Raw genomic sequence first — 5220 nt, 5'->3', positions numbered from 1 at the left:
CCTGCCGGTCGAGCCCGGCCCGCGCGGCGACGACGTGGCCTCGGCGGTCGACGCCTACCGCGCGGCGCACTCCGCGCGGCAGCAGGTGGGCGAGCGGCTGACCGCCGCCCTGGGTGAGGAGGTGCTGCGGCGGCCGGAGCGGGTCCGCGACCTGCTCCGCGACGAGCGGGTGTGCGACGCCCTGCTCCAGCTGTCGCCGTCCTTCCACACCGAGGCGGTGCGCTGGGCCGACGGCTGGCACCAGCAGGACGGCGCGACCGGCCGCAACCGCGCCAAGGACCGGTCCTTCTATCGCCGCGTCTATCTGTACGGCCAGCGGCTCGGCGCGAAGAACGAGACGACCAGCTACTTCGGCCCGCTGGTGCACGGCCGGGTCGACCGTGCAGCCGAGGGCACGGCCCTCGGCCCCGAGACGGACTCCGGCTACCACGTCCTGGAGGCGCAGACCGCGTTCTGGGCGGTGTGCGAGCTGGCCAAGCTCATCGGGACGGACCCACAGGTGCGGGACCGCCCGCCGGTGGCCTGGATGCCGTCCTGCCGCAGGGCACCGGCCGGGTCGCCGGGGTCGGGGACGATCCAGTCCGCCGACGGCCGCCGGATCACTCTGTCCGGGGTGCGCTGGCAGCTCGCCGAGGCCGTCGACGGGCGGCGTTCCACCGTCGAACTGGCGGCGCTGGCGGGACTCGACCTCGCGGAGACGCGCCGGGTGCTGGACCGGCTGCGGCAGGCGGGGGCCGTCCGGCTCTGGCCCGAGCCGCCGTCCACGGCGGCGCGGCCGCTGGACTGGCTGGTCTCCTGGGCCGACCGCTACGCGGAGGGCACCGCCTGGCCGGCACGGCTGCGGGAACTGCGCGATCTGGCCGACGCCTACGCGGCGGCCGAGGGCCACCGCGCCCGGGCGACCGCGCTGGAGTACGTCGAGGAGTGCTTCACCCGGCTCACCGAGGTCGACGCGCGCCGCGCCGGCGGCCGGATGTACGCGGACCGGCTGGTGGTGTCCCTGGACGCCAAGGGCGACCAGAGCCCGGTGGTGATCGGTGGCGACGTGGCCGGGCACTGGGAGTCCGAGCTCAGCCCGGTGCTGGACGTGGCCGCCCGCTACGGCGAGCTCCAGCAGCAGGCGGCTGCCGAGCTGTGCGCGCAGATCATGCGCGAGGCGGGCGGCGACGCCATGCCGTACGACGATCTGATCCGCCGGATGCGCGCCTCGGTGGAGGAGGGCGGTCTGGACCGGCTCGCGGGACCACTGATCGGGTTCAAGCGGGACTACGCGGCGCTGGTGGAGTCCGCCGTGCAGGGCCAGGAGGCCCGGCTCTCCCCCGCCGACCTCGCGGCGTTCGCGCCCGGGCCCGGCCGGCACCGGTTCGTCAGCCCGGACCTGATGCTGGAGAGCCGGGAGGACGGCGGCGAGCTGCTGGTGCTGGGCGAACTGCACCCGTACGTCTTCGCCTGGGGTTCACAGGGACTGTTCTGCGACGAACAGGACCGGATGCTGGGCGACTTCGCGGCGGGCCTCGAACCGTGGGGCGGCCCAGAGCGGCTGGCCACGGTGATCCGCCGCAGGCGCCACAAGGGCCTGGTGGCCGACTGGTTCCCGGGCCGCTTCATCGAGATCACCTCGGTGGCCACCGACGACCGGGAGCGGACCGTACCGCTGACCGATCTGACGGTCGTCCTGGTGGACGGCACGCCCCGGCTGCGCACCCCCGACGGTGAACTGACCCTGTACGCCGGCGAGGACGACCACGTGCACCTGCGGGCCTTCGCCGCCCCCGGCGTGGGGCTGCCGCTGGTGCGGATCGGGGACTTCGCGCCGAGGATCGTGGTCGGGAACCTGCTCGTGCAGCGGGCCCGCTGGTGGTTCGACCGGGCCGACCTCGGGGTCGACGCGGCGCGCGACCCCGCCGCCGCCTTCCTCGCCGTCCAGTCGCTGCGGGCCCGGCACGGCGTGCCCCGGTTCTGCTTCGCCTCCCTTCCGCACGAGCCGAAGCCGGTGGGGATCGACCTGGACAGTCCGCTGGCCGTCGACGCCCTGGTGGCGATGGTGCTGGCCGGTGACAGTGCGGCCGTGTCGCTGGCCGAGATGAGGCCGGCGCCGGACGCGCTGTGGTTGCGCCACGGCGGGGCCCCCGTGACCTCGGAGTTCCGGATCGCCATGAAGAGGGCGGCGTCATGACACCCCATTCCGCCCACTCTGCGCAGAAGCCGGCGTCGCGGCGGCACGGCTGGGAGCTGCTGCCCACCGTCGTCCTGCGCAGCGCCGGGTTCCCCTGGCAGATGGTCGAGCGACTGGCCTGTGAACGGACCCGTCTGCTCATCGAGGAGCTGTTCGCCCTGGAGGCCCGGTCGGCCGACGTGGCGTCACGGCTGAACCCGACGGGGCGGCTGGCCCGGGGCCAGCAGGCCAAGTTGCGCGGTCTGCGGCCGCTGCCCGCGTCGGACAACCTCCCGGCCGACTGGCTGGCCGAGTGGAACGCCGCGGCGGAGCAGGTGACCGCGGTGCGCGAGCGGCTCACCGCCACCGTCGAGGCCGACACGGCGGCGGTCGACGAGGCGCTCGCCGCCATCCGCACCGATCCGCGGGTCAACGACGCCATCGTCTGCTCGTCGCCGGCCGTCCACCGCGATCTCGCCCGGGGTGCGGGCGGCGGCCGGATCCGGCGCCAACTCGCCTCCTACGCACAGCGGCTGGCGTCCAAGAGCGAGACGATGAGCTTCTTCGGGCCCATCAACTACGGGCGGCTCAACCCCGGTTCCGACGCCGCCACGGCGCTGGACTGGGAGGGCCACACCGCGATCCGGGTCCGCCAGGCGCACACCGCGGCCCGGGTCAACGACGCCGTGCAGGACCTGCTGCTGGGCGATCCGGCGCTGGCCGAACGGCTGGTACCGGTGCGCAAGACGATCACGGGGACGCCCCGCGGTACGGGCGTCGGCGCGGCGCTGCTGCGGGAGGCCGACGGCGTACGGACGGTGGCCCTGATCGCGTCCGGGTGCGGTGCCGGCGTCCCGGAGGCGGTGGCGGCGTTCACGGCGGCCGTGGCGAAGGGGACGCTGACGCACACCCTGTGCCCGCCGGCGACCGTGGTCGACCCGCTGCGCTGGACCGTGGACCGCATCGACGCCTCGGACCCCGAAGCGGCCGCCCGCGCGGCCGGGGTGCGGGCCCTGCTGGTGAAGGTGCTCGGCCTGCTCGACGACTACCCGTCGGCGCCGCCCGAGCGGAAACTGACCGTCCAGGCCGAACTGGAGTCGCTGCTGCCCGTCACCGACCGCTCGGCGGAGCGCGGCCGCTTCTACAACGACCGGGTCATCATCCACGAGGCCGCCGTCGGCACGGCCGGGCTGGAGGTCCGCGGACCGCTGGCCCGCGACATGTGCGACGCCGTCGCGCCGGTGCTCGACCTGCTGGCCCACGAGGCCGAGGCGACCCGCCTGCGCACCAACCGGGCGGTCGCGGCCCGGCTGGGAGCGGGAAGGATCCCGCTGCTGCGGGCGCTGCGGGAGTGCGCGGACCTCGACATCGAGACGGGCGGAGCGCTCGGCGCCGAGCTGAGCCGGGTGATCGAGGCCGAAGGCGCGGACCGGGCCGAACTCGACGTGGCGGGGCTGCTCCCCGCACCGCCACCGCCCGCCGCCCCGGTGCTCTGCTCCATCGACGTCCTGATCGCGGCTCCCGACCTGGCCGGATACGAGCCGGGGGCGACCCCGCTCGTGCTCGGCGACATCCACGACGCGGCGCTGCTCACCCCGTGGGCGCTGCAGTTCCATCCGGACGCTGCGGCGCTGCTCGCCGAGCGGGACGCCGGGGTGCGCAGGGCACTGGGCGACCAGGTGGCCGTCAATGTGATCTCGCGCCGTACGACCGGGCTGCCGCCGCTGGAGTTCCCCGGCGTCGTGCTCGAACTGGGCGGCAAGGCCGGCCCGGACCGGGCGCGGATCGGCCTGGACCAGCTGTGGCTGGAGAGCGACGGCGAGGAGGTCGTCCTGCGCGGCGACACCCATCCCGGCCGGAGCCTGCTGTTCCACAACGGCGAGCTCGACACCGCCGTGCACACCGCGCTGGCGCTGCCCCGGATCCGCCGCCCTGTGCTGCCGGACCTGCCGCACGTGCCACGGCTGCGCTGGGGCAACGTGGTGTTCTCGCGGCGGCGCTGGGCGCTGCCGAGCGCCGCGGTGCTGGAGGCGCACAGCAGCCGGCGGGAGGACGAGCGGCTGCTCGCGTCGGCCCGGCTGGTCCGGGAACGGGGCCTGCCCGACCGCTTCTTCGTGAAGTCGCCGGCCGAACGCAAGCCGGTGTACGTGGACACCGCGAGCCCGGAACTGCTCAAGGGCATGGCCCGGCTGGCGGGCACGGCGGAACAGCTCCTGGTGTCCGAGGCGCTGCCCGCGCCCGAGGACGCCTGGCTGCGGGACGGGGAGCTGCGCTTCGCCTCCGAGCTGCGCTGTGTGTACCTGCGGGGCGGTGGTGAGCGGTGATGCGCCGGGTGGTGCTCCCTCCCCTGTTCGATCCGAGTCTGGAACCGGACCTCGGGCCGGACGACGAACTGATCGATGTGAACGCGTACTTCATCGCACGCCTCACGGGCACCGGGGCGCTCGCCGGACTGGCCGACGACTACGCCCTCGGCAGGCGCGGCGGGACCGACCCCGCGGAGAACCGGGCCAAGGCGCTGTTCGCACGGGCCGCCGCGCGGGTCACCGCACGGAGCGGCCATGCCGCGGGCCGGCTGCGGGCCATGGGCATGGCGCTGCGGCTGGCGGGCGAGGCCGATCCGGCCCTGCGGCTGGCCGCGGACGACGTGGAACTCGTCGCCGGCACCACCGAGTGCGGGGCCGATGTGGTGCCGGCCGCCGAGCGGACCGAGCTGCTGGGGCCCGAGGCGCGGTGGACCCGTGCAGCAGCCCCGGACGGTCGCGTGCACCTGGTGATCGAGACCGATCAGCAACTCCCGGCGGCCGTGGTGCTCCTGAAGGCGCTCGGCCCCGAACGGGTCGTGCTGTGCGGGCGGTTCGCCACCGCGCACCGGGAGGCGCTGCGCGCGCTCGCCCCGTTCTCGGCGGCGGGCTTCGACGACTGGGCTCCGGCCTGGCGGCTGGGCAAGGAGTGGTCCGGGGACGGCGCACCGGTCCGCTGGGTCCGCCGTGCGGCCGAGTGGCAGGCCGGCGCCCCCTGGGCGGGCTGGCTGGCCCCGGACGAGGCGGCGGCGCTGCCCGCCG

At 75.4% G+C, this 5220-nt stretch carries 3 protein-coding genes; all 3 read left to right on the top strand.

Going from position 1 to position 5220, the window contains the following annotated elements:
* A partial coding sequence (locus KS423_RS37745; RefSeq protein ID WP_224284254.1) for a lantibiotic dehydratase occupies positions 1 to 2176 on the top strand: 2176 nt, incomplete at its 5' end.
* On the top strand, positions 2173 to 4479 hold the full coding sequence (locus tag KS423_RS47685; RefSeq protein WP_263455661.1) for a lantibiotic dehydratase family protein: 2307 nt from the start codon (positions 2173 to 2175) through the stop codon (positions 4477 to 4479). The genes KS423_RS37745 and KS423_RS47685, both read left to right, overlap by 4 nt.
* An 8-nt stretch (positions 4480 to 4487) precedes the next feature.
* On the top strand, positions 4488 to 5220 hold a 733-nt coding region (locus tag KS423_RS37735), incomplete at its 3' end, for a hypothetical protein (protein ID WP_224284255.1).

The sequence above is a fragment of the Streptomyces sp. LS1784 genome, assembly GCF_020103755.1.
Lineage (GTDB): Bacteria > Actinomycetota > Actinomycetes > Streptomycetales > Streptomycetaceae > Kitasatospora.
This window is presented reverse-complemented; position numbering and strand designations above follow the sequence as displayed.

Coding starts and splice junctions, on each gene's coding strand:
- KS423_RS47685 (WP_263455661.1), top strand. CDS start 2,173: ATGACACCCCATTCCGCCCACTCTGCGCAGAAGCCGGCGTCGCGGCGG.